The 26,580-nt window shown below is 60.0% G+C and carries 20 protein-coding genes and 1 pseudogene; 6 read left to right on the forward strand and 15 right to left on the reverse strand.

The genetic code is table 11. The annotated features are described in order from the left end of the window. Position 1 precedes the first annotated feature (1 nt). The 4 genes from rbbA to P6U23_RS05490 form a co-directional block, all read right to left on the reverse strand. Entirely contained in the window at positions 2-2,788 is a 2,787-nt protein-coding gene (gene rbbA / locus P6U23_RS05475) for a ribosome-associated ATPase/putative transporter RbbA (protein WP_407178554.1), read from the reverse strand. Continuing rightward, positions 2,785-3,855, reverse strand: coding sequence for an HlyD family secretion protein (locus P6U23_RS05480; RefSeq protein WP_407178555.1), 1,071 nt, complete (start codon positions 3,853-3,855; stop codon positions 2,785-2,787). The genes rbbA and P6U23_RS05480 overlap by 4 nt, the downstream gene beginning before the upstream one ends. Before the next feature lie 431 nt (positions 3,856-4,286). Continuing rightward, positions 4,287-4,844 (reverse strand): HdeD family acid-resistance protein, encoded by a 558-nt coding sequence (locus tag P6U23_RS05485; protein WP_407181341.1) that lies wholly within the window; start codon positions 4,842-4,844, stop codon positions 4,287-4,289. Positions 4,845-5,192: 348 nt separating this feature from the next. Continuing rightward, the gene (locus P6U23_RS05490; protein WP_407178556.1) at positions 5,193-5,423 is read right to left on the reverse strand and encodes a hypothetical protein; all 231 of its coding nucleotides are present in this window, start codon (positions 5,421-5,423) and stop codon (positions 5,193-5,195) included. A 434-nt stretch (positions 5,424-5,857) separates the two neighbouring features. On the opposite strand from P6U23_RS05490, the pseudogene P6U23_RS05495 reads away from it, so the two are divergent. From P6U23_RS05495 to P6U23_RS05510, 4 genes and pseudogenes are all read left to right on the forward strand, one after another. Then, positions 5,858-6,343: pseudogene (locus P6U23_RS05495) on the forward strand (arginine deiminase family protein); the annotation flags it as partial. 483 nt (positions 6,344-6,826) lie between these two features. Further along, on the forward strand, positions 6,827-8,029 hold the full coding sequence (locus tag P6U23_RS05500) for an ATP-binding protein (RefSeq protein WP_407178557.1): 1,203 nt from the start codon (positions 6,827-6,829) through the stop codon (positions 8,027-8,029). Positions 8,030-8,108: 79 nt separating this feature from the next. Further along, positions 8,109-8,738 carry a response regulator gene (locus tag P6U23_RS05505; RefSeq protein WP_407178558.1) on the forward strand — a complete coding sequence of 210 codons (630 nt, stop codon included), beginning with the start codon at positions 8,109-8,111 and terminating at the stop codon, positions 8,736-8,738. A gap of 181 nt (positions 8,739-8,919) precedes the next feature. Continuing rightward, positions 8,920-9,555 (forward strand): response regulator, encoded by a 636-nt coding sequence (locus tag P6U23_RS05510; RefSeq protein ID WP_407178559.1) that lies wholly within the window; start codon positions 8,920-8,922, stop codon positions 9,553-9,555. 65 nt (positions 9,556-9,620) lie between these two features. Here P6U23_RS05510 and P6U23_RS05515 read toward each other — a convergent pair whose 3' ends face one another. Together P6U23_RS05515 and P6U23_RS05520 are read right to left on the reverse strand one after the other, a co-directional pair. Beyond that, positions 9,621-9,803 carry a hypothetical protein gene (locus P6U23_RS05515; RefSeq protein WP_407178560.1) on the reverse strand — a complete coding sequence of 61 codons (183 nt, stop codon included), beginning with the start codon at positions 9,801-9,803 and terminating at the stop codon, positions 9,621-9,623. 199 nt (positions 9,804-10,002) lie between these two features. Further along, positions 10,003-11,004, reverse strand: a complete 1,002-nt coding sequence (locus tag P6U23_RS05520; protein ID WP_407178561.1) for a glycosyltransferase family 4 protein — start codon at positions 11,002-11,004, stop codon at positions 10,003-10,005. 165 nt (positions 11,005-11,169) lie between these two features. On the opposite strand from P6U23_RS05520, the gene P6U23_RS05525 reads away from it, so the two are divergent. Beyond that, positions 11,170-12,093, forward strand: a complete 924-nt coding sequence (locus tag P6U23_RS05525; RefSeq protein ID WP_407178562.1) for a hypothetical protein — start codon at positions 11,170-11,172, stop codon at positions 12,091-12,093. Positions 12,094-12,302: 209 nt separating this feature from the next. After that, complete coding sequence (locus tag P6U23_RS05530) at positions 12,303-13,622, forward strand: NAD(P)-binding protein (RefSeq protein ID WP_407178563.1); 1,320 nt, start codon at positions 12,303-12,305, stop codon at positions 13,620-13,622. 35 nt (positions 13,623-13,657) lie between these two features. On the opposite strand, the gene galE is transcribed toward P6U23_RS05530, so the two are convergent. The 9 genes from galE to P6U23_RS05575 all read right to left on the reverse strand — a co-directional run bounded on the left by galE (position 13,658) and on the right by P6U23_RS05575 (position 26,476). Continuing rightward, on the reverse strand, positions 13,658-14,653 hold the full coding sequence (gene galE, locus P6U23_RS05535; RefSeq protein ID WP_407178564.1) for a UDP-glucose 4-epimerase GalE: 996 nt from the start codon (positions 14,651-14,653) through the stop codon (positions 13,658-13,660). A gap of 287 nt (positions 14,654-14,940) precedes the next feature. After that, positions 14,941-15,180 carry a hypothetical protein gene (locus P6U23_RS05540; RefSeq protein WP_407178565.1) on the reverse strand — a complete coding sequence of 80 codons (240 nt, stop codon included), beginning with the start codon at positions 15,178-15,180 and terminating at the stop codon, positions 14,941-14,943. Between the two features lie 11 nt (positions 15,181-15,191). Next, on the reverse strand, positions 15,192-15,863 hold the full coding sequence (locus P6U23_RS05545) for a sugar transferase (protein ID WP_407178566.1): 672 nt from the start codon (positions 15,861-15,863) through the stop codon (positions 15,192-15,194). Between the two features lie 440 nt (positions 15,864-16,303). Further along, positions 16,304-18,565, reverse strand: coding sequence for an AAA family ATPase (locus P6U23_RS05550; protein WP_407178567.1), 2,262 nt, complete (start codon positions 18,563-18,565; stop codon positions 16,304-16,306). A 333-nt stretch (positions 18,566-18,898) separates the two neighbouring features. Further along, positions 18,899-20,023 carry a glycosyltransferase gene (locus P6U23_RS05555; protein ID WP_407178568.1) on the reverse strand — a complete coding sequence of 375 codons (1,125 nt, stop codon included), beginning with the start codon at positions 20,021-20,023 and terminating at the stop codon, positions 18,899-18,901. 38 nt (positions 20,024-20,061) lie between these two features. Then, on the reverse strand, positions 20,062-20,931 hold the full coding sequence (locus P6U23_RS05560; protein WP_407178569.1) for a glycoside hydrolase family 16 protein: 870 nt from the start codon (positions 20,929-20,931) through the stop codon (positions 20,062-20,064). 128 nt (positions 20,932-21,059) lie between these two features. After that, a complete protein-coding gene (locus P6U23_RS05565) occupies positions 21,060-23,120 on the reverse strand; it encodes a glycosyltransferase (protein ID WP_407178570.1) in 2,061 nt (686 codons plus the stop codon). Further along, positions 23,117-24,523 carry a hypothetical protein gene (locus P6U23_RS05570; protein ID WP_407178571.1) on the reverse strand — a complete coding sequence of 469 codons (1,407 nt, stop codon included), beginning with the start codon at positions 24,521-24,523 and terminating at the stop codon, positions 23,117-23,119. Before P6U23_RS05570 ends, P6U23_RS05565 begins: the two co-directional genes overlap by 4 nt. Before the next feature lie 171 nt (positions 24,524-24,694). Continuing rightward, positions 24,695-26,476, reverse strand: a complete 1,782-nt coding sequence (locus P6U23_RS05575) for a hydrolase (RefSeq protein ID WP_407178572.1) — start codon at positions 26,474-26,476, stop codon at positions 24,695-24,697. Positions 26,477-26,580 lie beyond the last annotated feature (104 nt).

Here is a 26,580-nt window from a genome sequence, read left to right on the forward strand (position 1 = left end):
GCTACCTCGCCTGTTTCCTCAATAGCGCCACGCCCAGACCAAGTAGCACTGGGACGGTCACGAGCAGCGCAACAAAGGGACCCGTCAGGTCACCGAAGTCGAGCCCTTTCGAGAAGGTGCCGCGCGTGATCGTGACGAAATGAGCGGTCGGGTAGATTCGTCCAATGACGGCACCGGCTCCCTGAAGGGACGACACCGGATCGACCAGCCCCGAATATTGGGTGGCCGGGATCATGGTCAGGAGCGCGGTCGCGAAGATCGCGGCGATCTGACTGGTTATGAACGCCGAAATCACGAGTCCCATCGCGGTGGTAATAATGACATAGAGAAGCGCAGCGGCTGTAAAGGCGAAGAAGCTGCCGGTGAACGGGACGCGGAAGATGAATACGGCGAAGGCGGTCAACAGGAAGAAATTCAGCATGGCCAGCGCCGCATACGGAATCTGCTTGCCGACCAGAAACTCCAGCCGTGTCACGGGCGTCACGTAGAAATTGATGATCGATCCCAATTCTTTCTCCCGCACGACGCTCAGCGTCGCCAATATCGCCGGTATGATCAGCAGGAGAACCGGGATGACGGCGGGAGCCATGGCCACGATGCTCTTGAGATCCGGGTTGTAGCGGAAACGAACCTCGAGCTGGAAATCGCCTGTGGTCGCGGCGTTGCCGTAGAGCTGCCGGGCACGCTGCGCCAGCCAGGTTGCGTGCATCGCCTGCACGTAACTCCTCACGGTTTCCGCGCGCGAGGGCATCGCACCATCGATCCACGCCCCGATCTGAACGTTGCGACCGTGTGCCGCATCGCGCGCGAATCCCGGCGGAACCTCCAGCGCGAGACTGAGTTCGCCGTTGCGCATACGGCGATCGAGATCGTCATAATTTGTAATCGGAGGCAGTTCCGTGAAATAGCGCGATCCGGAGATCTGCAAGATGTAGTCGCGGCTTATCGTCGTGTCGTCGTGATCCATGACGGCGAACGAAAGATTCTCGACATCCATATTGAGGCCGTAGCCCAGCACAAACATCATGATGAGGCTGCCGAGAATGGCCAGCGTGGCCCGGATCGGATCGCGTCGCAGCTCGAGCGCTTCCCTATGGGTATAGGCGAACATGCGCCGCAGGTCGAAGAAGCGCATGAGCCGGCCGTGTGCGGCGCCATCCTTACCGGGCGGCTCAGCCTCGACTGCTGCTGCCGGTGCGGCGCTCGGCGGCTTGGTATCCGTCGCGCCGATAGCGTCTTGCAGATAGGCGACGAAGGCCTCTTCGAGGCTACCGCCGCCGCGCTGTTCGGCAAGTTTCTCCGGTACATCGCTCACAAGCACCTTGCCCGCGTGCATGAGAGAGATACGGTCGCAGCGCTCGGCCTCGTTCATGAAATGTGTCGACACGAAGATCGTGACATTGTCCTTGCGGGAGAGGTCGGACAGGCTCTGCCAAAAGCCGTCGCGTGCCACCGGATCGACGCCGGACGTGGGCTCGTCGAGGATCAAGATGTCGGGCGCATGGATCATCGCTACCGCCAGCGAAAGACGCTGGCGGACGCCAAGCGGCAGCGCATCGGGCAGCATATCCATGGAATCTGCGAGCTCGAACCGCTGCGCCATCTCCTGGACGCGACCTTCGATCGTGTCGGGGGCGAGCCGAAAGAGGCGCGCATGCAGTTCAAGGTTCTGCCGGATTGTCAACTCGGAATAGAGCGAGAAGGCCTGCGACATGTAGCCGACGCGGCGCCGCACATCCATGTCCTTGGGATCGACCTCGTGACCGAACAATCTTGCGGTGCCTTCGCTGGCGGGCAACAGCCCGGTCAGCACCTTCATGGTCGTCGTCTTGCCGCAACCGTTCGAGCCGAGAAAGCCGAAGATCTCTCCGCGGGAAATGCGGAAACTCACATTGTCGACCGCGGTAAAATCGCCGAACCTTACGGTGAGGTGCTCGGCTTCGATGGCGACGTCGTCGGCGCGTCCGCTTGGGCGAGGCGGGATCACCACCTCCCTGTGGCCCCGGCGCTGCTCCTCCGGAAGCAGGCCGATAAAGGCGGCGTCGAGGTTGGTCGTACCCGTCTGCCGCAGCAAGTCCGCGGGCGCGCCCGTCGCGAGCACGTGGCCTTCGTCCATTGCGACCAGCCAGTCGAAGCGAGCTGCCTCCTCCATATAGGCGGTTGCGACGATAACACTCATGCCGGGATGGCTGCCGCGGATCACGTCGATCAGTTCCCAGAACTGGCGGCGCGAGAGCGGGTCGACACCGGTCGTCGGCTCGTCCAGGATCAGCAGGTCGGGATCATGGATCAACGCGCCGCAAAGGCTGAGCTTCTGTTTCATGCCGCCCGAGAGCTTGCCCGCCGGTCGGTCCGCAAAAGGGGCGAGGCCCGTGCTTATGAGAAGCTCGTCGATCCTGTTTTCTCGCTCGTGCTTGTCATGGCCGAAGAGGCGGCCGAAGAAGTCCACATTCTCGAAAACGGAGAGCGTTGGATACAGATTCTTGCCGAGCCCCTGCGGCATATAGGCGATCTGCGGACAGGTCAGCCTGCGGTGCGCGGCGTCGGCCATATCGCCGCCGAGCACATGGACCCGTCCTTCCTGAACCGCACGGGCGCCGGCGATGAGGGACAGCAGGCTGGACTTGCCGACACCGTCGGGTCCGATCAGCCCGACCATGCGTCCGCCTGGCATATCGAGCGTGATGGCATCGAGCGCGCGCGTCTTGCCGTAGGACAGCCCCACCGCTTCAAGGCGCACCACGGGCGCAGGATCCTGCAAATGACCGACGGTCGGCGACCGGTTCATTTGACCAGGGTCTCGGTCAGAAATGCCGGCCATTCGGCGTTCGAATCGATGCGGACAAAGGCCCTGCCCGGAAGGCCAGTTTTGACCTGCTCGGTATATCTCTGCAGCAAGTCTGGCGAGATATGCGCTCTGATTCGGAACATGAGCTTCTGACGCTCCTCTTCCGTTTCCACCGTCTTCGGCGTGAATTGCGCAACGTTGGCGACGAAGCTGGCCTTGGCGGGAATGACCCATTGCGGTGCGGCGTCCAGGATAATCCGGACATCCGCGCCGATGGCGACGCGCCCCGCCTGCGCCGTCGGCAGGAAAAAGGTCATGTAGACGTCACCAAGATCGACCACGTTGAGCACGCGTCCGCCGGCGGCAAGAACTTCTCCGGGTTGGGCCACGCGGAACTGCACACGGCCGTCGCGCGGCGCCGTCAACGTGCTGTCGTTGATGTCGGCCTCGATGCTCTCGATCGTGGCCTTCGCCGCGTCGATGGCTGCCTCGGCGTCGACGACCTGTGCCTGGGCCGAACTGATGGCCGCCTCCGACGCAGCGAGCTGAGCTTCCGCCGCGGACACTGCGGCCTTCGCTCCCTCGGCCGCCGCCCGATCGTCGTCGAAGGTCTGCTGGGAAACCGCGTTGGTCCTTATCAACTGGCTCGAACGCTGGAATTTCCGTTCCGCCGTGTCCAATTCGGCATTGCGCTGCGTGACCACGGCAACGGCGGATTTCTTCTCGGCCTCTCGCTGGGTCACGACGCTCTTGGCCGTATCGACGCTGATGCTGGCGCGGCGCAACTGTGCCTTGGCCTGACGGAGTTGAGCCTGCAACTGTGTCGTGTCCATGCGCGCCAAAACCTGCCCTGTCCTGACGAAGTCACCCTCCCTGACCAGTATGTCCTGGATGCGTCCAGCCGTCTTGCTTGCGATGTCGATTTCGGTTGCTTCGATGCGGCCGTTGCCACTGGCAATTCCCGGCGGGAGATTATCTCTGCCGAATTTCTGCCAGGCGTAGTAACCGCCTGCTGCAAGAACCAGCACGAGGAGAGCGGTCAGCCAGCGTTTTCGCCCGATCGTCATGGTTTAGATTTTCGCTTCCCGAAAGGGTTTTCGCTACAACAAGGCGGCCCTCGCTCGCGCGTAAGGTGCGGGCGAGGGCCGGACGTTTGATCCGCCGGGCTCTTGTTCTCATATGATCTCATCCGGAACGCCTGCTGCCCATCACCGCCACCCGCAACGACGGCGACCGCGATGCCACCAGCATACCCAGCGTCGCCTGCGGCGAACTGGTGGTGGTGGTCGGCCCCAGCCCGGACGCGGCGGTCCCCACTGTGCTTGCGTGGCGAGCGAGGACTGCTCGACTTGCTGCAGATCGGGCGCGACTGGCATTGCGTCTGCACTGTCAATGAGACTGACGCTCAATGCGCCTATAGCTGCGGTCGCAATGGCACCGGGTACGAGACCAAGGAAAGCGCGGCGACTTTGCGCGTTCATGATTTCCTCCTCGTTTGTCACACGACTCCTCGCACCGATTGAAACGCGTACAGCAGCCATGCGAATCCATGAGCAAGCAGATCGGCGCCAAGCAGAAATCCCAGGGCCCAGAGACTGATGTCCGGGAATCCGAACAGAATCAAAAGACCGGCGAGCACGCCGAACGCGCCTGAGATCAGCATCATCCATCCGCCTTGTCGCCAGTAGGCAAAACTGAGGATGCCTCGGATGAGGCCCGACGCCAGCAGCAGCGCCCCGAGCAGATAAGTCAATATCAGTGCGCCTGCGGTCGGCTCGCTCAGCAGCACCAACCCAAAGGCCAGATAGATCGCGCCCTGAAGGATCTGCCAGAGGAACCCGCCCCATCCCTTGGTCCAGAACGCATGGACAATCTCGAAGGCGCCCGCGGCGATGACCGTAAGTCCGATCAGCTTGACGCTGATCATGGTCGCGAACGTCACGTCGCTGAGCGCGAAGATGCCGGCGGCGATCATGACGATGCCAAGAAGGCTACAGATCCAGAGTGGCGGTGGACGCAGGGTCACAAGGCCGGAGCTGGTGCCGTAGACCGTCATGCTGTCCTCCCGAATACGCGCGATAACGATTGCACGGCGCTCGGCGAAAACCCTGGGAGCTTCGAAGGAACTTCCTGGATGGTAGCCTTCGACGTTCAAGGACGACATCGGGCGAAACCCTGAGCGAAAGCGAGGAATGTTCCGATCGGGAGCAGAACGCGGCCGCTTATCTGTCGAGAGGCATGACCGCCACCTTGCATCTGTTCGGGCGGACTGAATACGGCGCGCGTCGGATCATCGCACGATCGCACGGCTGTTTCCCGAAGAAGCGGATTGGTCACTCCTGCCGCCAGATTGATCCCGATCGCGCTCGATCGACAACGGCTGCGTGACTTTTCACCTCACGGTTTACGTACGAACTCGCCGACTGCCATAGTGCGGATGTTTTCCGCCACGAAAACGCCAGTACCGGTGTTTGGGCACGGCCGTATTGGTATTGGGCGTATTGGCGGCAGGAGCGGCGCTCTTCGGCTTGGAGATGTTGGCGTCATTCGTCTGCGCCACGGACTTGGGTGAGAGCGCCGCGACCAGCAACAGTACCGCCGCAATGAGAGCTCCGCCTAAAGCATTGATCCTCATTCTTTCCTCCTTCGGTTAACGACTATTCCCGACGTCAATTCGCAGCTTCCAAATCGCTGTTTCCTTGCGCTGCTGCCCAGCGAATCAAATTGAAATGGCTCCGATCGCGAAAGGCGTAGACTCCGGCACATCCGGCGATCAAGGTCGCGGGTAAACACGCCAGCTTCGATAGGCTTGAATATCCGCTGCTTCCGTTCGCGTTTCGCGAGCAGGAACAGCAATGTTTCCATTCGACATCGGTGCCATCACAGTTCACGATCTTCCCGCAAGCGGTCGGCGGGCCCAGCAAAAGCGCGGACACGGGATTTCCGCGTCCCGATCAAGGCAAAGCTTATCGGCGGCTTTCCTGCTCGGACATCCGGATTTGTGTGTAGGAAGTAGCTGCAGCAAATCGCATGGCGCGGACCGTGCCATGCTCGGAGCACGCGGCGAATGTCCGCAAGGGGGCGGCCGACCGCGTCATCGTCGCTGCCATGCCCAAGCTGCGCGCAGCGATGCATCTCGACACCGTGTTCACATTTGCCGATCGTGATCGTGTTCTGATCTATCCCGATATCGTCAACAACATCACTGCTTTCTCCTATCGGCCGGCCGACAATGCGGCCGGCATAGAGCTGCGAAAGGACGATAAGCCGTTCGTGGACGTGGTTGCGGAGGCTCTTGGTCTGAAGAAGCTGCGGGTCGTCGAGACAGGCGGCAACGCGTATATGCGCGAGCGAACGCAATGGGACAGCGGGGCGAATCTTGTTTGTGCGTCCCCTGGGGTCGCCTTTGCATATGACAGGAACACTTACACAAACACCCTGCTGCGCAAGGAGGGGATTGAGGTGATCACGATCGTCGGCGCCGAACTCGGCCCCGGCCGCGGTGGTGGCCACTGCATGACCTGCCCCATCATTCGCGATCCCGTGGATTACTAGTCGGAGCGAAGAGCGCGCCGTCGGGCCAACAGCCCGCGTCAGGTGCAACGGCAAAGAGCAGGTCCAGCACGAGTGGCGGGAGCAGCCGCTAGCCGCGTTATTCCGCCCGTCGTTCGTTCAGATCGGCGCGTGCCGCACATGGATCCGCACACGACCGCATTTTCGCTGCGCGCGCGAACTTTTCCAAAAATCTGGGAGCTACCCAATCGAGCCTTGCCGCGTGTTCCAGCGGAACGACGAGTGTCCACTGCCAGGAGCTTGCGTTCCGCGCGTCCGACGGAACTGAACGGGAACAGCAATGCCGGCGTCAATGACTTCGGTCGAACTCTGCATGAGACGGTCGCTACGTGCCGGCATGAATCAGTCGCAGGCTCAGGTTGTGACCGCAGAGACGAATTTATGTTGGTGTGGCTCTACCTGAGGGTGTTATAATTCTACCTGCCCCGACACGCGTGCAGAGTCACAGGAGAAAGGGGGCGCGCCGTGAAGCCACGCAACTCTTCCGCTTACGGACTCAATCGGATCAACGCCCAACAATGTGCAGGGATCGGTTTGTACGAAGCGAGTGATCGGCTGTACTGGACGCACGCTGCGGATTGTCTGTTTACCGTGCGCCCGTCATCGCGAGGGCGATTTGTCTACGAAGCCATCAACCCGGCGCTCGAAACTCTCCTCGGAATGTCGTCCGAAGAGATCCGCGAGACGGAAATCCGTGACTGCCTGTGCAGGGAGGATGCGAGGTCCATCAGGGATGTCCTCGACGGCTGTTTGGACAAAGGCACCGAAGTCCGAATCCGGCAGCACCTCTCGTTTGGCCATCAGCTCCGAGACGTCGAAACCGTCGTCAGTCCGATCTACGATCCCACGACAGGCAAGATTGTCAGGTTGATCGGCTGTCACCGGACATTGAGCGAAAGCGACCGTGAGTGTGATTCCGAGCTTTACGCGGACACGGATGCCAAGTTGCTTTCTATTCAGGAGGGCATACAGCAGCGGATCGCATCCGACCTTCATGATTCAACTTGTCAGCATTTGATCGCTGCCAGCCTGAGCGTCATGCGAATTCGAGCCATTCTGCGCGATCCAGCCGGTGCGGACAGGGTTTGCGACGAAATTGACACGTCGATCGATCGGGCGCTCAAGGAAATTCGGGCTTTTGCCTATTTGCTGCATCCCCAGGATCTGACGGTGGATGGGATAAAAGCAACGATCGAACAATATGCCGGCAGCTTCGCGGCGCGCACTTCGTTGAAGGTTGCGACTGAGATCTCATCCGAGATTGATCGGCTGCCTCACGAGAAGCAGCACTCATTGCTGCGAATTGTTCAAGAGGCGCTCACGAACGTCTTTCGACATGCCAAAGCAACGGAGGTCGAGATCAAGATCGACGCGAAGAGCGGTCAGTTCCGGTTGAAAATAAGCGACAACGGGCGCGGAATGCCTGTTAGCCGGGCGCGGCGCGGCGCCAGAGCGACGTACCCCGGCGTCGGCATTCCCGCCATGCAAGTCAGGTTGCGGCAACTGGGAGGCCGGCTTGAGATTCAATCCGCGCCGGAAGCCGGGCGTCCAGGGACCACATTGTGCGCCGTGTTTCCCGATGAATCTGCCAGGAAGCAACGAAGCCGATTCCAAAACCGGGTTCGTCATAACGGAGCACACCAGCACGTCGTGATGCAGGGGAGCTGATCGCCGGTGGCCGCGGTGATACGTGAAAATCCGCACCGCGTCCAAGACAGGACCGCGTAACGAGTAGGAGAGTCCCGAGATGAAACGGATTCTTATCGCCGATGATCATGAAGCCGTGCGGACGGGATTGCGAGCGGTTCTCGAGCAACATGTCGATTGGTCCGTGGTGGCCGAGGCGGACGACGGCAATAAGGCGCTTTCGGCGGCAATCGAGAATCGCCCCGATGTCGCGATCGTCGATTTCTCCATGCCGCGCATGACGGGAGTCGAAGTTGCGCGGCGGATCAGAGAATATCCGCTGCAGACCGAAGTGCTGATTTTCACCGTGCACAGCTCCAGTTTGCTTGCACAGCAGGCGTTTCAGGCGGGCGCCCGGGCCTTCCTGGCGAAGTCGGATGCGAACAGACTGTTGCTGGGAGCGGTTGAGTCCCTGTTGGCGCATAAGCCGTTCTGGACCGACAGGTTCTCGGGCGAGTCGAATGGCGGATCGAGCAGGGCCGGGAATGGCCACCAAGCGCTGTCGCCGCGCGAGCAACTTGTCGTGAAACTGGTGGCTGAGGGTTACAGCAACAAGAGCATCAGCGCGATCCTCAACCTCAGCGTAAAGACGACGGAGGCGCACCGGGCCTCGGCGATGCGCAAGCTGGACCTGAACTCGACGGCCGGCTTGGTCCGATATGCGGTTCGCGCCAAGCTGGTGGAAGCATGACAGCGCCACTGACCGAAGGGGGGCTGGTCGGCTGGCTGGCGCACTGGCGTCGGTACAATCACCACGAATTATAGGGGTTTAACAGGATAAATCTTCGGAAGGCGATCAGCATTAATAGGCCGGTCTTGCTGGCGGTTGTCGCCCCGACCCCAAAGGGGGAAAGCATTCCAGGAACGGCGCTGTGAAACGCATCTTGATTGCGGACGATCATGAAGTCGTGCGTTCCGGGCTTCGCGCGATTGTCGAGTCTCATGCCAACTGGGTTGTTGCCGGAGAAGCCGCCAACGGTGAGCAGACGGTTGCGCTGGTGTTGCAAACCAAGCCCGACATCGCGATCGTCGACTATTCGATGCCGATTATGAACGGCTTGGAGGTCAGTCGTCGCATCAGGTCGCTTCGTCCGCGCACGGAAGTGCTCATTCTAACGATGAACGAGAATGAGGAGATTCTGACCGAAGCCGTTCTGGCCGGGGTCCGTGGATTTCTGTTCAAATCGGATGCCAAGAAGCATCTCATTTCCGCGATCGAGGAATTGCTCGGCCATCGGCCGTACTTTACCAGCGCATTGCTGGAGAAATTGCTCCACGATTATCAGCACAACAAGCAAAACAAGTCCAAGATGCTCCTCACATTGCGAGAGCAGAACGTGGTCCAGCTCATTGCGGAGGGGCATACCAACAAGTCGATCGGCTCAATCTTGAATCTTAGCGTGAAGACGGTGGAAACACATCGCGCATCGGTCATGCGCAAGCTTGGGATGTCGTCGACCGCTGAACTCGTACGCTATGCCATCCGTAAGAAATTGATCGCGCCTTAACGTGCGCGCGAGCGAGTCTGGCCTCAGCCCGACGCCCAAGACAGCCGATCAAGAACAACCCGCGATCATGACAGTTGATCCTGGCCTGTGGCATTCTCCTCCCCTGCGCCGATGGTATTTCTGCCGATCGCAAGGCGCCGCTCGTAATGTCTGGCCAGATCAAGCAGGCGCTTCTTGATGAGGGGATCGGCATTCTCGGCAAGGGCGCGCACGGTCCTCGCCCGTTCCCGGCAAAAATCGTCATCCATCTCGGTTTCCTGGGAGCCAGTCTAGAATGGAGGGACTGTATATCGGCTGCCTCGAATAGCGTGTGATTAGGATCACAAAGTCCTGGAAGACCGAAGATGCATGAGCGTCCCGGCAGATGTCGGGGGAGACAGTGGCTCCGAATTTCGCAAATGGCCCTGATCGCAGGAACACGCAGGCTACGGAGACGAGGTGAGAACGTCAGGCGCATACCCCGCAGGCCTCAGCGTAGACCGACAGCGTTTCTTTGGTCGCCCGTAGACATGTGAGCCATTCAAGATTGCGACTGGCGTTGGCACGCCAGGTCTGCCGCAGATCGGCGTCTTCAATCAGATGGGTCAATGCCTCGGCCAAGCGAGCCGGGGAATGCGCAGGGACCAGAATGCCTGCCGAGCCGCGGTCCAGGACCTCCGGAATGCCTCCCGTTTCGGTCGCGATGATGGCGCAGCCCGCTTGTCGCGCCTCTGCCAGCACCAGGCCAAAACCCTCGCGGTGAGACGCGAGAACGAATATGTCCGCGCTTCGAAGGTGGGATGCTGGATCCGCCAGCGAACCGCAGAAAGTGATGCGGTCCGCACAAGAACTCGCGAGCGCCTGACGCTCGAATTTGGAGCGTTCGGGGCCGGCCCCCACGATGTAAAGATGGGCTTCGCGCGACTTGGCTGCCACCATGGAAAAGGCCGCGATCAAGTCACCTAGACCCTTGAAGGTCACCAATTCTGCAATCGTGATCACTGCCGGACGCTTGAGGGCGACGTCCCTGGACGACGCAGATTCGCGCGGCGACCCCAAAGGTCCGTTGAGCACGACACGGATCTTCCGCGAAGGTATTCCGCGCGCACGCATCTCGGCAGCGAGATAGTTGCTGGCGCAAATCGAGATATCTCCAACCGACATCAGCGGCGTGCCGAAACGTCCTGAACTGTGCACGCTCGTAATGAGCTTGAAGCGGGTGCCGCGTTTGAGAGCATAAGCAAACAGCGCGCCCGGGATCATATGAGCGTGCACGATGTCGGGATCGAACTCGCTGACGACACGGCGCAAGTTGCGGTACGTCGAGAAAAGGTGTCGTTTTGAACTCACCTCGATCGAATGAACGGTCACTCCTTCCCGCGTAAGCAACTCACGGAAGGAACCGCCCGCCCCTACAAAGACGACATCGATCCCGATCCGCGATTGCATGCAGGCGAGATCGACGGCCACGTTCACGACGCCGTTGCCGCAATTATTGAAGTGCGGAGCAATATGAACGACTTTCATCGCGTGGGCTGGAAATAGCTTGATTAATCAAACAGTCCGAAAACTATAATATCTCCACATCCACCATTTTGGTTGAAATTTATGTCGATTGGAAGCCTGCTTCCTCACTTGGCGAAAGCGGTCGGACGATCCGTTTTTCGTCGCATTTTCTACTCTCCACATTGGCGCATCGGCTGGCGTTTTGTTGCAGACGATGATGTCTGGAGCCGCGGAGACCTCGGTGGCACGGCCTGGAGTGTCTTGCGCAACGAGCCGTTTCGCTTTTTTGCCGATCCCTTTCCCGCAACATGGGAAGGCAGGACCTGCCTCTTTTTTGAGGACTTTGATCACCGGCGAGGCAAGGGACAGATCTCGGCGGTGGCATTTGATTCCCGCGGGCCGGTGGGTGACATCATGCCCGTTTTGAGAGAGCCGTGGCACCTCTCGTTTCCCTACCTATTCCAACACCAGAAAGCGCTCTGGATGCTGCCGGAGAGCTTGGAGAACCGCACGATATCGCTGTACAGGGCTGAGGGCTTTCCGTCGCGATGGGTCAAGGAAGCCGACCTCCTAACGGACATCGAGGCCAGCGATAGTATCATCGTACAAGTCGACGACTGGTTCTGGCTGTTCACGACGGTGGCGAGCGGCGGAGGAGCAATTTCTGATGCCCTGCATCTCTTTCGAGCAAAATCTCTCTTCGGCCCCTGGCTACCCCATGTCGGAAATCCGGTGCTGATCGATGGTAAATCCGCCCGCTCGGCGGGGCCGGCGGTACTCCGAAACGGAGTACTGTGGCGAGTGGTCCAGGATTGCGAGCGACGCTACGGCGCCGCGCTCGGGCTTGCCAGGGTCACTCGTATCGATGACGCCGGATTTGAGCAGGTGGTCGAACGGGTGATCAGGCCTGATCGTCACTGGCCAGGGTGGCGGTTGCACACTCTTAGCCGCGCGGGCTCCCTCGAGTGCATCGATGGTTCAGCGATTGCCTTACGCAAACATGCACTTATCGGACAGAGTACGCATTCGGCCGAACATGGGCGGAGCGAGTGAAATACGGAACTGGAGCAGGAAGCCAGTGCGACATCGTCGGTGCCGGGCTAGCCTTTCCCGAGCATGTTAGCTTGCGTCGGCCGCGGATCACAAAGTAGTATTCATCAACTGCTTTTCATCCTACAATTTTTATTCGTTCTCACTTTCGTTGTCCGCCATCTTCGTTTTCGAGCCAAACGATCTCCCTGGGGAGGATGCATCCTAGCGCCATGATCGCTGACAGCGTTGACCTCGATCGCTTCGATGCAATCGTCTTGGGCGCTGGGATCAGCGGTCTTGTTGCGACCTCGATTTTACTTCAGCAGGGAGCTCAGAACGTACTCGTGGTCGACGAGTACTCTCACTGCGGCGGGAATCACATCGACTGCCAAATTGGTGACTATACATTCGATGTTGGCAGCTACATTTTCCAGGATGACTCGCCGTTATTGGCGCACTTTCCCGAACTGCTGCCGCTCTACGTTCCGATAAACCCGTCCTGGGGCCGACTCACTCCATATGGAATCGTTACTCACTATCCCATTTCAATTAGGGATGACCTTTTCCTTGCCGGACCCGTCGAGTGGTTCCGCATCCTGTCTTCCGTCCTTCTTGCCCGATTAATTCCTCGCCAAATGGCCAACGCGAGGGATTTTGCGACCTTTTGGATCGGGGCCAGGTTGTTTGATCGCTCCGGCCTCGAACATTATGTGGACCGCTTCTATGGGGTCCCCGCCGAGAAAGTCGACATCAAATTCGCAGAGAAGCGCATGCTATGGATCAAGGAGCACGCAACCTTGCGTAACCTTGTCCGAAAATTGATGTCTCCTCCCAAGCCTCCGACCAATCGGCAGCTTGCCCGGCCAAGAGAGGGATTTGCTTATCTTTATCAGCGCGCGATGGAGCGGCTGGAGCGGCAGGGCGCGAAATTCCTCCTCGGCACCAAGCTCGATCGCATTCGCAAGGAAGATGACCGTTTCGCCATCGTCGCGGGGAATCGCGAGGTTGCGTGCCGGCGTCTTGTATCCACCATCCCTCTCACCAGTACCCAGAGGCTTTGTGGAATTGCAGCGGAAGATGACCTTCATACGGTGACGCTCATAAGCCTGTTTTTCAGCTTTTCGGGCATACGTGGCTTCGACCAATCGATCTTGTACAATTTTTCAAACCAAGGGGCGTGGAAGCGTCTAACCGTTCATTCGGATTTTTATGGAAGGTGCCGCGGCCGGGAATTCTTTGCCGTGGAGGTCAACGCCGATGGCGTCGGTGGCGATGTGGCCGAAGCCGAGCGCGACTTCAGAGAGCATGTTGCCAGGAACGGCTTGTTTGCGGGGGATCTGCACCTCGAGGGCTCCCACACGCTCGAGAATGCTTATCCGATTTACACGAAGAATGCCGATGAGCGTGCACGAAAAGCTATTGCCGAACTGCGCGCGTTCGGGATCGAGTCAATCGGTCGTCAAGGCGGCTTTGACTATCAGCCGACCGCGCGCGATTCGACGGTAAAGGCCGAAGCAGCACTCCGCAGCGGCAACTATTCGGCCCAGTAGGGTTTGTCGCGCCCGGCCACGGCAGCCAATTTTATTCAGCCTATGCGCGGATGGGCCTTTTGGTGCCAGGCCCAGGCGGAGCGAACGATGGTCCTCAGATCCGAGCGAGCGGGCAAGAAGTCGAGCGTTCTACGCGCGCGCGACGGATCAGCGACGAGTTCGGCCGGATCACCGGGGCGACGTGGCATAATGGTCCGCGGCACCTCGCGGCCGGTCTCTGCGGCAATCGCTGCCAGCACTTGCCGGACCGAGAAGCCGGATCCAGTCCCGAGATTGAAGCTGCCTCCCTTGTGGCCTTTGAGCAGAAGCCGTAGCGCACTCACATGAGCATCGGCGAGATCTGTGACGTGAATGTAGTCACGGATCGCGGTGCCGTCCGGCGTCGGGTAGTCGTCGCCGAATATCGCGAACTCGGCCAGGTGCCCTTGGAGCGCCATCATGGCGCGAGGGATCAAATGAGTCTCCGCCTTTCGGTGTTCTCCTATCGCGCCGGACTCGTCAGCGCCGCATGCGTTGAAATAGCGCAGGCAGAATGCAGTCAGGTCGTAAGCAGACTGGTAATCAGCCAGCAGCCGCTCGACCATCCATTTCGAGGCGCCATAAGGATTGATCGGCTTGCATTCCCGCGCCTCGCTCACCAGGCCGCTCGGGACCTCTCCATACACGGCCCCCGTGCTCGATACGACCAGCCGGTTGCAGCCAGCCTCACGCATCGCCGCCAGCAGCGTCAGCGTACCGGCGAGGTTGTTCTGATAATATTTTTGCGGGTCGGCGACTGATTCGCCGACGAGACTGAAGGCCGCGAAGTGCATCACCGCCACGATTTGGTGATGCCGCAGGGTTTCCGTGACCTTTGCCTGGTCGCGGATGTCGCCGTGTACGAACGGGCCCCAACGCACGAACTCGCGGTGTCCGGTTTCGAGGCTGTCGTAGCAGACAGGGGAAAAGCCAGCCTCTGCGAGCGCTTTACAGGCGTGCGCTCCGATGTATCCGGCTCCTCCGGTTACAAGGACAGCGGGTTGTCCGGACATGCTCTTAGACCTCGAGCTGGATCTGACTGGGCATCAGCTCGTTTCAGCGCCGTGAGCCAACTTGAGCTGTGGGCTGATGAGCCAATCTTCTGATGGCGCCGATCTGCCCGCGCAAGCGACCGCAATTGCCGCAAAAGACAGGAGTATCGTCCAATGCTCCTTCGGCGCAGTCGAACGTCACCGCCACGGTCTTGCAGTTCGAACAAATTGGCTCGAAAGCTGCGCGACCGCTAGATGGAGAATGGACGCTCATCGTTAATTCTCTCCCTTGACGAATGGCTTTCAGCTCAGAAAGCCAGCAGCCGTTTAACCACTACGACAAGGCCCCAGCCTATGAAGCCGAGCCAGCCTGCCATCGCAGACACGATGAGGCCGGCCAGCAGATACATGATGATCTTTTGATCGTTTGGTCTGAACGAAGACTTGGAGTCTCGTGCACTCGGTTGCGCTTGCATATGCGAGTGCGCGAGCACGCGGCTTTGACCAGAGGTGTTCAACCCCGTTCCTCCTTTGACGTAATTGAGCATGACGGAGCCGATCAATAGGCGCCGTCGGAGAATAAGGCGGGGATCGTGACGATCAGGATCTTGGTGTCGAGGGCGAGGGACCAGTTCTCCGCATAGAACGTGTCATACTCGACGCGCTTGGCATACGTGGTCGTGCTGCGGCCGCTCACCTGCCAAAGTCCCGTGATTCCAGGTCGACACGCGAGATAGGCGGGGACCGCGCCCGCATAGCGAGCCAGTTCCTCTTCGGTGACGGGACGGGGACCGATAATGCTCATGTCACCGCGCAGCACATTGAAGAGCTGCGGCAGTTCATCAAGGCTCGATTTCCGCAACAACGCCCCGATCATCGTGACACGCGGATCGCAGCGCAGCTTGTGACTCGCTTCCCACTCGGCAGCGGCGGTTGGATCGGAATCGAGCAGCCGCTGCAGCCGTTCGGCTGCGTCCGGTCGCATTGTCCGGAATTTCAGGCACTCGAAAGTCTTCCCGTTGAAGCCGACACGGCGATGACGAAAGAGCGCGGGCCCCGGAGAAGAGAGGACCGTGGCAGCGAAACAAATCACCAGGAGTGGCGCCAATAAAAAAATTCCTAACAGCGCCAAAAGAATATCAATCAATCTCTTAGGTACTGACCCAATCGGATGTGGCGTATCCGCCGAAATAAAACGCAATATGCCACGAGTATCGACCAAATCGGCCATAGCGGTACTCCACAGGCAAAATTACAAACAAATTTACGCCCCGCCCAGCACGCCAAAAAATTTTAACGTCTTCCTCAATTACAGGTTAGTGCGCGGTGCACAATTTACACAAGTTTAAATTTTTAGCAAGCGACCGCGGTTTTCCGGTCAGTGCAACCGAAAACATCACGTATGTTAACCCTAGCAGAAATTCGACATAATGTTGAATTGGCCGCGTCATGATTCTGTCGTGCCTGCAGCCAATTTGCTTAATTTGAAGGCGTCCGACGCGGGCATAATTGGCGCACTGCCAAAAAGCTCAGTGTGCGGCCGCATAAATATTCCGTGAGGAATTGAGAGGCCACAATTTGCGGTTGAGTGCTGCAATCCAGACCTGATTCTCGCCGCGCAAGGGCCTGCCGATGACCGTGAGAGGCCAGGTCGAAAGCACCAGATTATCGTTAATTGCGGGCAGTGGCGCTTATTTCATCGGCGCCAGTCACCTCTTCCATGTAGTAGGCGTAGCGGCGGTCTGAATGGCCCTCGAAGCGGTGCATGAACGTCTCGTCGGCCTTGTTAAGAACAGCCCCGAGCAGCCGTTCGGAGACAAGCGGAGACGAGCGGACCGCGTTCAATATTTCATTGGTGGACGTGTTGCCCCATTCCACGACCAGAACGAACGCGTCGAAAAGATGCGCGGTTGCCTTGACGTCTACCACGGGCAGGACTGAGGGCAGGTCGCAAATGACATAGTCATAGTAACCGGCAGCCTTCTTCAGCAAGTTCCTCATGGCCGGCGCATTCAGCGTATCGGCGCTGTTGGGAGCCCTGAGCGCGCTGGGAGATGGCAATACGTCAAACTTGAACTTCGGGTCTGCGACCACGACATCCGCGAAGTCCAAGCCATCCCCGATGATGTTGATCAGTCCCGGTCCGTCATTATGGCCGAGCACGCGAGACAGGGACGATCTGCGCAAGTCGGCATCGATGAGCAGAGTGCGCGCGCCGGCCTTTGCCAGGAAAGCCGCGAACGCAGCCGCTATCGTCGTTTTGCCCTCACCGGGAAGCGCCGACGTGATGCCTATCACCTTGGCTCCAGCCGGGTGAAGATCGATTGCGACTTTGATATACCGTAACGCTTCAGCAGTTGCCGAGAATGGCGGGGCCTCGCTGATCTGGGTAAGCGCGTTCGAATTTTTTCCCCACGCTTTGCCGATCGGCTTGCTTATCGCCGGCAACACCGCGAGACAGCTCGTGCCGAGCAGCTTTTCCAGTTGATCACGGGTATGTATCTGGCGGTTGAGCAATTGCTCGCGGGCGATCGCAGACATCACCCCTAGCCCCAGTCCGCAGAGGGCCGCAAACGCGAGAGTTATGGCGATCTTCGGCGAACTCGGGGCGCGCGGAACAGGCGCATCGGTCACGACGCGGGCTTCGGTCGAAGGAAATGACTGCTGCTGCACGGATTGCGTGAATCTCGACAGGAACGTCTCGTAAATTCCGCGGTAGGTATTGGCACCAGTTTCCAGCTCGCGCAGACGAACCTGTGCCTGCCTCGTCGCGCCGGACTTCTGGAAGACCTCAAGCATCCGCTTGTCGATGGCTTCTTCCTGGCTCTTGGCGATTTGGAGCTCGCTCTTGTAGCTCTCCGCTATGCGGGAAATCTCGTCCCAGATCGAGTTCTGTAGCGCGGCCATTTCCGCGCGCAGGTTTTTGACCGCAATGTGAGTGGCGCCATACTTGGCGCTCCATTCCGCCTGTTTGTTCTGGTCATCGAGGAATTGCTGCCGCAGCTTTGTGATGACGGGGCTGCTCAACGCGTCCGTGACGACCGGGTCGGGAATGCTGAAATCATCGGTGTTGTTTGGGCGCTGCTCGAGAACACGCTGGATACGCTCGAGCTTTGCTTTGGCCTGGCTGGTGTCGGCGCGAGCCTTGGCCAGGGCAATCCCAAGCTGGTCCAGCTCGACGTCGCTCGCCAGCTTGCCGTCCACGCCAATGATGATGCTGTTCTCGGCCTTGAAGTCCTGAACCGCCTTGTACGCGTCGCTGGCCTGCTGGCGGAGCTCGCCAATCCGTTTCTCGAGCCATTCACTCGCCCGTCGGGTCTGTTCATACTTCGCTTGCAACTGGTCCTCGATATAGGCCTCGGCAAACGTGTTCGCGATCTTGGCGGCTTTTTCCGGGTCGAGGGATGTGTACGTAATCTGCTCGACGTAACTGCGCCCCAATCGGGTTACGCGCAGATTTTCCTTGATCACGGAAAGTGCGCGCCGCATGAGTTCGTCGTTTGATGGCGTCTGCTCGGGCCCGCGCCTGAATAGGGCGAGAATGCGGGCCTTGATTCCGTGCCCAGACCCGACGAACTCCGGATCTTGGGTCAGATTAAGCTGACGAACGACATTCGTGGCGACTCTTTCAGATCTGGTCGTCTCGAGTTCGGTTTCCACGGTGGCATCATCGACAGTGCGCGTTTCCGCGGACATGTCACTGTGGGTCCAAGTAATCTTCTTGGTGTCGATGATCATGTCCGTTTGCGCGGTGTATTTGCGAGGCGCGGTCGCGACGTAGGCTGCGCCGATAGCCAACGATAAAGCAGTCGCCAGCGCGATGACTCGCCATTCGCGGCTTAGGAAATCGCGCAGATGCACGAGAGATCGTGTTCCGAGATCGGGCGCGTCGGCAGCGGCTGTGAAGGATCGAAACCCACCGGCAATGTTCATGCACGGCCCTCAACTCGAGTTTATAAACAAGTATAAGTCAATAAGCCTAACATACTTTCGGAGACCGTCAGCGGTATCTTACGGTCCAATTTGACGGCAGGATGTCAGACGATAGCGCGAATTCACCCTTTGGTCGATCCGCCAAGATCAATCAGCGAAGAACCTTAGTTTGCTGCAAGAGCTTGTTCAAGACCACGAATTCGGCCCAGACGCGACAAGGCTTGGTGGCCCAGCCTGACTGAGCACATATTTGCGGCGGCTCTGCTCAAGAAGTGCACGCGCGCGTGATCGGAAATCGGGCTCAATTGGTCCTCCCTGCTGTCGTTCGACCGGTCAGATGCTGGCGAGCTTCGGCTCGGCGGCATCGGACCGTTGGGCGAGCAGGGAATCGATGTGGGTGCGCATCTTGCGAAAGAACTGTTCGCGGCCGAATTGTCTGGCGTGGGCTGCTATCCTTTCCGAGTTGATATCCATGTGAGCGAGGCTCCTGACGGCCTTTATGACCGCCTCGACCGTTTGCTTTTCAAAGAACACGCCGGTGTGGCCTTTTGCTACGGTCTCCTTCGCACCCCCGCGTCCGAACGCAACAACAGGACGCCCGCTCGCCATCGCCTCGACCGGCACCATTCCAAAGTCTTCCTCACCGGGAAAAATCAGAGCGCGGCATCGGGCGTAGTGCTCTTTGAGCACGTCAAACGGCTGCGGTCCCAATACCGAAACGGTGGGACCTGCGAGGCGACGCAGCTCTCCCAGCATTTCGCCGCCCCCGATCACGACGAGCTTCATTTTGAGTTCATTGAAGGCCTGCACGGCAAGGTCTGGTCGCTTGTAGGAAACCAGCTCGCCAGCCATGAGATAGTACTCGCCGATTTCGGATGAGGCCGCTGTCGAGAACGCCTCCGTATCGACCGGGGGGTAAATGACGGTCGAGGCTGCGCCATAATAGCGGCGGATGCGGTCCGCGACGGTGGCGGAATTCGCCACGAAGCTGTCGACGCGCGCGGCCGAAGCGACATCCCACATCCGCAGGTAATGCGTGAGAGTGGGCATCATGCATCGTGCCAGGAGGCCAGCGTCTGCTCGATAGTCATGATACATGTTCCAGATGTAGCGCATGGGCGTGTGGCAATAGCAGACATGGACCGCGCTGGACGGGGCAATGATGCCTTTGGCTGGGCCTGATTCGCTGCTGATGATGAGATCGTAGTCCCGGAGATCGAGCTGCTCGAGAGCCAGTGGCATCAGGGGCAGATAGGTCTTGTACATACGCGCAGCGCGCGGCAGCCGATTGATGAAGGTGGGAATGACGCGGTGGCGGCGGATCCGTTCCGAGACCATCTCCGGAACATAGACGTGCGTGTAGATGTCGGCCTGCGGATACATTTCGCAGAGAGCTTCGATCACCTTCTCGCCGCCTCGCATGCCGACGAGCCAGTAATGAACGATGGCGACTTTCATGACATTGCTTTCATGCGTATGGCCTCGGTCCGAAAGGGTCAGGGTTTGTTCGGGACATCCGGCGGCAAAGCAGCAGGCCCCGGAGGACACCCTTCCGGAGGCCCGGCGTCGCGCCCGTAGACATGGACATAGTCGACGAGCAGCGTGGACGGATTGGGTGTCTTATCGATCGGCCAGCCGCTTCCAAGCGCCAGATTTACCACGGGGTACAGCGGCCCATCGAGTTCGGGAGGCGTTGGCTGGCTCCAGACAGGTTTGCGGTCGAGAAAGAACACGATCGCCTGCGGCGAGACATCGACGCCGTATGTGTGAAAGTCTTGCACCAGTGAGCCGTCCGGTACGTTGATCTTCTCGGCATTGCCGCGGTGCTTTTGCGGGTCCTTGTACCAAATGTGCAGGACGGACTGATAAACGGACGTGAACTGGCCATAATATTCGATAACGTCGAGTTCGACGTTGCCGTCAGAGACGTTCGCGGGCTTGAGCGCGGCAAGCCAGAATGCAGGCCACGTGCCTGGACCCGGCGGAATCTTCATCCGCGCTTCGAAATAGCCGTAACGCGTCCCGCTGCCGGCGCCGGATGCATCGGCCGCGGCGATCAGGCCCGACGTCCACCGGCCCTCCCGATCTTTCCGAGCCGTGATTGAGAGCATTCCGTTCTCAACCTTGAACGGCCCTCCCAGTCCCGGATCGGCGAACCTCGCGTCGCCGAAATCGCCACCCCAGGGCGTGTGGGCTGTCCATCGCGCGGGACCGATCCGGCTGGATGCGATGCTGAAGTCGTTGAAATCCTCAAGCAGCACAGGATGAAGCTGGCAGGATTGGGCGGTCTCGGCTTGAGCCGCATGCGCGGCAGAAATGCTCAACGCAACGAGGCACGCGTGTATTCCGGGGATCGAGCTGTTCATCCGACGCTCCTCATGACAACCAGGTATGACATGGCCGGGCGCTGGATCGGCGCGAGTCATCTCTCGCTCGCCTGCTCCTGTCGCCTCGGCACGACCGTTGAGGCGGATCCCAAGATCCGTCCGCGATCCTAGCTAACACCATCGCCTCTGCCTTCCGATGGAGACAGCGCAGTCCGGGCAGATGTCCGTTTCTCTCGAACGACAGGCATGATGGCGGCCGCGCGCTCCGGTTCGATATGCCCCCTCAGCACGTCGGCGAAACCTCGGAGATTTCCTCTGAGCCGACCTCGTCGATCAATGAAGGGCTCGGGCTTGGGCGCGCGCATCAGATTTTTGGCCACATTCCCGAAGATGTGCCTTGCGACCTGTGCGCCGGTCATCGTGCCCTTGCGCAGCAGGTAAATCGGGTTCACGATTTGCGAGTAACCGAGCCGATCGCCTGCGACCCTTCCGCCCTTCACTCCCATGTGGACTCCGCGCGCGCTCGAGCATTTGATGAGCCTTCCGCCGCGCTTTGCGACAGATCCTCCGAAGTCGCGATCCTCCTGCCAGCCGTACAGCACGAGCCGTTCGTCGAATCGCAGGCCGGCAATGGCCGATCGACGGAAAGCCATGTTGCAGCCATACGGGCTGAAGGGCTCGATCCGAGATGGAGAGACCGGATGCTTTTCGGTCGCGAGAATCTCCAGCGCATCTTCAAAGCTTAGACCCGGTCCCAGGATGCCGTCGGCGACAACATGTCCGGTGAAACCGGCCACGTCGGGTTCGTCGCGAAAGGCTCGCGCGGCAGCCTCCAGCCAACCCGCGTCGGCCACGAAATCATCGTCAAAGAAGGCCACGAGGTCCACTGAAGAATCCAGCGCGGCCAATCCCGTGTTTCGTTGAGTCGGAAGCCCCGGTGCCCCCAGCACAACGGTGACGCCGGGCAGGTCGGCGGCGGTGCCCGCATCTTCCGGGACGACGCATGACACGATGACGGCAGCCGGTTTCAGCGTCTGGGTCTTGAGCAGGTGAGCGAGCGTAGCTGTAACGATCTCGCCGCGCCCCCGCGTTGCGATCACCACGGCGATGCTGGGCAAAGGCCGATCTTCAGCGGCCTGTGGTGGACGATAGGTTCTTGGCGCGCGCATGAGGTCGAGATATCCCGCGGCGGTCTTGTTCCAGGAGAACATTTGGACTCGCTCGCGGCCGCGTCCGGCGAGATCGTTCCGCAGCTCTGCCGATGTTGCGAGCCGGCGCACCTGGCGGACCCAGTTGGCGGGATCGTCTGGGGCGGCCAGAAGGGTCGCGTCCCCGCAGACTTCGGCCATGCTTGCACGGTCGGACGAGACGACAGGGCAGCCCCGCGCCATCGCCTCGACGATCGGAAGCCCGAATCCCTCGGTCCAGGAGGGAAACAGCAGACAAAGCGCGTGATCCATCAGATAGGCTATGTCGTGGTCGGTGACATAGCCCAGCATCTTCACACTTGGCGCAGCGGACAGTTTCTCCGCGGCGTAGATCCCGGCGCCTCCGCCCGCGACGATCACGTCAAGCCCCATCGCGGCAAGTTCGGGAGCGATGTCGAGAACCAACTGCAGGTTCTTGTGCCGAGCGCGCGAGCCCAGCGCGAATACGAAGCGGCGTCCCGCTTCTGACACGATCGAGGGCGCCGCGCGTGCAAGCGCGGGATCCCAAGCGAGGGCATGTTCATGGCCGTCGGGAAGAACGACGATGTCCGCGGCGCGGATCGGCAGATGCCGCGCGATCTGGCGAGCGGAATCGGCCGAGACGGTTGTGATCCTCGCCGCTCGCCGCGCAAGCAGCGGCTGCAGCAGACGGTATGTCGTACGAAAGGCCGTGCCGTAGCTTTCGGGTGCGGCAAAGACGTTGGTGTCGTGGATACAGACGACCTGATCCGCCTTGATGGCCGGCGCCGTATTGCAGAGGTTGAGCAGACGTCCCGGCCACCGTGCGGGAAGCACGAGCTGCTCCCAGAGATGCCCGTTCAGCGGTCCTGCGGTGATGAGCGGCATCGCCCGCAGTCCCGGATCGCGAGCCGAAACGGGCGCAATGATTGGCGCTTGCTCGGCAGTATCGGCAAGGGCTTCGTTCATTGCCGCAATCACGTTCATTGCGTAGCGCTGAACGCCCGTCACCGGTTGGGTCAAATAGCGGCCGTTCACGCCGAAGCTTGCCGGGGAGCTCATGCTCTTAATCCTACTGGTCGATGGGCCGCCACTTCGATTTCCTGAAATTCGCGCTCGGGTTCGGCGCAAGCGAGCCCGGCAAGGACATAGAACAGCAGCCCCTGTTCGATACTCGGGGCCGCGAGAGTATCTCCGATGATGAGTGCCAAGCAGGCATTGCGGGCGGCCATGCGAACGTCCGCGGGAAACGAGCCTCGTAGGCCTCGTCGTCGCAGCAGCGCTGATGCTACGAAGAGCAGATAAAAAGCGGTTCCAAGCACGCCAACGCTCGATATGAGCGCGACAGGGAAGCTTGACGTGCGTACCGTGCCGAGCCCGACGCCGATCCCGAGTGAATCAAAAAAATTCTGGATCGCGTAAGCATTCCAGGAGCTGCGCTCGATTCCGGAATCCGACGACGATTTACTGAAGATCAACAGATCGAAATAGTTGCGTATCGTTTCCGCGGCCGCGTCGTTGAGAAGCACGGCAAGCGTCACGGCGGCAATGACAATTGGCGCGCACAGCGCGATGGCCGAGCTGAGCGGGCGGCTTGGGTGAAAGCCGCCACGCAGCATCAACGTCAGGTACAGCATCAGGACGACCACCGGCGTGCCTGCAAGCCCGGTTGACGACGTAGAGAGCACGACGAGGACCAGCGAGGCCATTGCGAGAGGGCCGGTCCATGGCGAATATCGGCCGCAGAGCCATAGCGTGCCGGTGAAGGCAAGCGCGCCGAGCGTTGCGCGGGCAAAGGCGGATGCTTCCGGATAGGAGCCGACAATACGTTTCAAGCCGTACACCTCGTCATCCAAGTGGAGCGTGTACTGGGCGTTGCGAATGAAATCCAACAGGGCCTGTGTCCCTGTCGTGTAGGTGCCGATGTCCAGCACTGCGAGCAGAACGTTCCCCGCGGCAAAGGCCAGTACCGCCGAAGTCACCGTGCGAAAGCCGGCCTGCGTGGATGCGATCGCGACCGTCAGTGCGAAAGAAATGAGATCGGCGATCATGTAGACGGACTGGGTAAAGTTGCTGGACACCGGGCCAAGGGGCACCGTCGTGCCGGTGTTGGCATATTCCGAGGTCCCCAACGGGACGATCTGCGGACCGCCTGCGAGCAGACGCGGGATCACGATCGCACTCGTCACCCCATAGACCACCAGGCACAAAAGCCAGAAGCCGGGTTGGCCGGAGCGAACGGCGGCAACCGCCGCAGCAGTTTCGGACGGCCGCGCGAGCATTGAGGCGAGCGCAAAGCCCAGAAGCAGATGTGCCGGCTGTATGTTTGCTCCGCCGATCAAAATGGCCGCAGCGGCCCCAAACAGAGCAGCGACGATCACACTGGCAAACGCGGCGCGATATCCGAGCCGCATCGCCAGCAGGCCGACCAAGATCGTCAGGAACCCGATCGGCTCTATGCTCATCGGACATGCTCCGCGAGTTCTCGTCTCAAGCCGTGCAATCGTGATCGTCTCATTTGATCATCATGGCCGCGGAATACGGCTTCGCTGTGCTGGCCGTGCTACGAAGAGCAGGGGACATACCGGGTTGAACTTGCTTCCAATTCGCACAAGAGCGCTCCACCTGCGTGCCCGTTAACGCTGGCGAGCGAACATTCCCCGCAGGGAATAAGCAGACTCGAGCATTGGCAGGAGAGCGTATCTCAGCACCGGAAATTCGCGCGCTATGGCGCCCTCGCGCCACAATTGGGTTCGAACCGATGCCAGCCTGCTCAGCCACGGCCTCGGCGATGCCGCCGACAGGACGCGAAGCATATCGGAGCGGCCAAAATCGACGGACCGGCCGCCAACTTCCAGGCATCGCAACTCGTCAGATGTCGGTCGCGTGATCGCCCTTTTCAGGCAGAACCAGGCCGCTTCCGCGTCCCGCAAGGCGATGGCGCCGCCACCGATCGCAAGGCTGTCAACGTAGCTGAGTGCGCCGGAGAGAAGGCTGTTGCCCCGGCTGGGATCTATTGAACCGTATCCGATTTCACCGCAGTTGGCCGTCACCGCGTCCGGTCCGTCCTCCGCGAAGGTGCGAACAGACGGAATTCTCGGCTCGAACAAGCTTTCGATCAGATGCCAATAGCGCAAAACGCAGGAATGCACATTGAAGGGACTGTAATAGTTCTGCTCGACCAGGAGGCCGGCAACCTTCGGGAAGTGCTCTTCGCCGTGGCCTTTGTAATTCGCGCGGGCGAACTGAATGGTCTCGATCCGAAGCGCCGGGAAGGCATGGGCCAGCAGTCGCTGTGTACTGCCGTAGAGACCGGTATCGCAGAACACGATGCGCGCGGCGTCACCACGCAGCTTGGCAAAATGCCGAACGAACAATGCGTTCTGCTGCTCAATGTCGGCCAGTACCTCGCTCCCCGACCTGCCGAACAGCAGCATTGGGAAGCGCTTCGGCGCGAACGGCTGCTGCCATTCCGGCGAAAGTTGATATGTTCTCCCACCCAAGGCCTTTGCGACGTCCGCAAACGAGCCTCCTCGAAATTCGCGTCCCAGTTCTTCAAGTGCCGAGCTGCTCTGGACCAGCAGCGCGGCGCGGGCCGCGATCAGCCGCGAGATCATGATGTTTTCGCGTGCGATCGAGAGAGGCAAACCGAGTCTTGCCAACACGCGTTCGAAGACCTCTCTTATCCCGATCCCGCCTCTCGCACAGAACAGCAAGCTTGCCCGGTCGCACGTCTCGACCTGCGCGGCGTATAGCCAAATACGCAGGCAGAACTGAGTTACGATCGGTCCGAGAACGGACTTCCCGAAATCGAATGCGTTCTCCACTTTGGGAACAGCCGCTCTCGCAACGCGTGCTCGTCGTGCCCCGATGCGCCGGGCTTCGGTCAGGGCCGCATCCGCCATTCGTCGGTAGCGACGATAAGGAGGACGAGGCACGTGAACGACGGAAATCCCGCGGGCCGACGGCGTCCGCACGTCGGCTTGCAGATCATCCCCGATATGCAGGATCCTGTCGAAGCGCGTGTTCTCCATCTCCGCCACGGTGAGGAATAGGTCGCCATCTCGCTTCGTGCGCCCGTGATCGGCGCTGCTGTAGACGCGGTCGACCAGGTCCGGCCCGTGGAAGTGCCGTATGAGTTCCGCGAGCGCCTGGGCGGAAAGCGTGGTGTCACTGACCGCGACGATCTTTGCGCCGGCGTTACGGCGCGCGCGCAAGATCGCAGCCAGTGGCCTATTGGCGACGAGAGAGGCTTTCTCGACCTGCAGCTCAATGCTCAGGCGTTCGTCGAGCAATGAGCTGGGAAGGCCCAGCACATCCAATTGCCGGACAATGATGTCGGTCAGCCGTACCTCGCCCGCTCCGCGAATGTCCAGTGCTCGAAATGCAAGCCGCTGGGCATCCAGTCTGGCGCTCATGAGCAGGTCATGATCAATTCGCCAGCCGCGAGAAGCGAGCAGCTTGCCGAATAGACGCTCACCTCGCGCAATTCGTGAGCGCTCTGAACGAAGCCGGCGTAGCA

This window comes from Bradyrhizobium sp. STM 3562, from assembly GCF_045571435.1.
Lineage (GTDB): Bacteria > Pseudomonadota > Alphaproteobacteria > Rhizobiales > Xanthobacteraceae > Bradyrhizobium.

What these genes read in the sequence shown, in the direction of transcription:
- P6U23_RS05560 (WP_407178569.1), bottom strand. Translation starts at nt 20,931, where the DNA reads ATGAACAGCTCGATCCCCGGAATACACGCGTGCCTCGTTGCGTTGAGC.
- P6U23_RS05485 (WP_407181341.1), bottom strand. Translation starts at nt 4,844, where the DNA reads ATGACGGTCTACGGCACCAGCTCCGGCCTTGTGACCCTGCGTCCACCG.
- P6U23_RS05530 (WP_407178563.1), top strand. Translation starts at nt 12,303, where the DNA reads ATGATCGCTGACAGCGTTGACCTCGATCGCTTCGATGCAATCGTCTTG.
- rbbA (WP_407178554.1), bottom strand. Translation starts at nt 2,788, where the DNA reads ATGAACCGGTCGCCGACCGTCGGTCATTTGCAGGATCCTGCGCCCGTG.
- galE (WP_407178564.1), bottom strand. Translation starts at nt 14,653, where the DNA reads ATGTCCGGACAACCCGCTGTCCTTGTAACCGGAGGAGCCGGATACATC.
- P6U23_RS05505 (WP_407178558.1), top strand. Translation starts at nt 8,109, where the DNA reads ATGAAACGGATTCTTATCGCCGATGATCATGAAGCCGTGCGGACGGGA.
- P6U23_RS05575 (WP_407178572.1), bottom strand. Translation starts at nt 26,476, where the DNA reads ATGAGCGCCAGACTGGATGCCCAGCGGCTTGCATTTCGAGCACTGGAC.
- P6U23_RS05570 (WP_407178571.1), bottom strand. Translation starts at nt 24,523, where the DNA reads ATGAGCATAGAGCCGATCGGGTTCCTGACGATCTTGGTCGGCCTGCTG.
- P6U23_RS05565 (WP_407178570.1), bottom strand. Translation starts at nt 23,120, where the DNA reads ATGAGCTCCCCGGCAAGCTTCGGCGTGAACGGCCGCTATTTGACCCAA.
- P6U23_RS05540 (WP_407178565.1), bottom strand. Translation starts at nt 15,180, where the DNA reads ATGCTCAATTACGTCAAAGGAGGAACGGGGTTGAACACCTCTGGTCAA.
- P6U23_RS05550 (WP_407178567.1), bottom strand. Translation starts at nt 18,565, where the DNA reads ATGAACATTGCCGGTGGGTTTCGATCCTTCACAGCCGCTGCCGACGCG.
- P6U23_RS05515 (WP_407178560.1), bottom strand. Translation starts at nt 9,803, where the DNA reads ATGGATGACGATTTTTGCCGGGAACGGGCGAGGACCGTGCGCGCCCTT.
- P6U23_RS05545 (WP_407178566.1), bottom strand. Translation starts at nt 15,863, where the DNA reads ATGGCCGATTTGGTCGATACTCGTGGCATATTGCGTTTTATTTCGGCG.
- P6U23_RS05490 (WP_407178556.1), bottom strand. Translation starts at nt 5,423, where the DNA reads ATGAGGATCAATGCTTTAGGCGGAGCTCTCATTGCGGCGGTACTGTTG.
- P6U23_RS05555 (WP_407178568.1), bottom strand. Translation starts at nt 20,023, where the DNA reads ATGAAAGTCGCCATCGTTCATTACTGGCTCGTCGGCATGCGAGGCGGC.
- P6U23_RS05480 (WP_407178555.1), bottom strand. Translation starts at nt 3,855, where the DNA reads ATGACGATCGGGCGAAAACGCTGGCTGACCGCTCTCCTCGTGCTGGTT.